Below are 541 nucleotides of genomic sequence, written 5' to 3' on the forward strand. Positions count from 1 at the left end.
TTCCTCATGTCCCGGTTCTTCAGATTCCATGTTGTTGATCCGCTCCTGCAGATTAGCTTCCAGCTGTGTATAATACAGTTCCGCTTCCCGGATTGCCTGATCCGATGACAGATAACTGGTTCCGGTGTAAGTGATCACATTTTGTAAAAACACTGCAGAGCATGACGTGACATTCGTTATGATCAGAAACATCAATCCGATCAGAACTGCTACACTGATATACACCTTCCGGTTTTCTTTAAAGAAGTTGGTGACTTTGCCGCCAATCTTCTTGATATAATCAATCGTACCTTTTGTAGCTGTTCCTACTGTCTGTTCACTTCGCTTCGCTTTGGCATAATCCCGTTTGATCTGTTGCTTCTGAATCTGTTTTTTCAGTTTCTTCTGCTCCTGACGGGTTGCCGCCTGTGTCTGTTTCTCTTCCTGTCTTTCAAGTCTGCTTCTTTTTCTGGATGCCCTCTGTTTCCTGCGTCTGGCACTTCTCTGTTCCAGTCGGTAAACACCTTCGCCGCTTTCTTCTAACTTATGGGCACCTTCTACC

At 45.1% G+C, this 541-nt stretch carries 1 pseudogene; it reads right to left on the reverse strand.

Features of this window, described 5'->3' with window-relative positions:
- Window positions 1-541: pseudogene (locus WMO75_RS20210) on the reverse strand (CD1108 family mobile element protein); the annotation flags it as partial.

The sequence above is a fragment of the Blautia intestinihominis genome (genome assembly GCF_040096655.1).
GTDB lineage: Bacteria > Bacillota > Clostridia > Lachnospirales > Lachnospiraceae > Blautia_A > Blautia_A intestinihominis.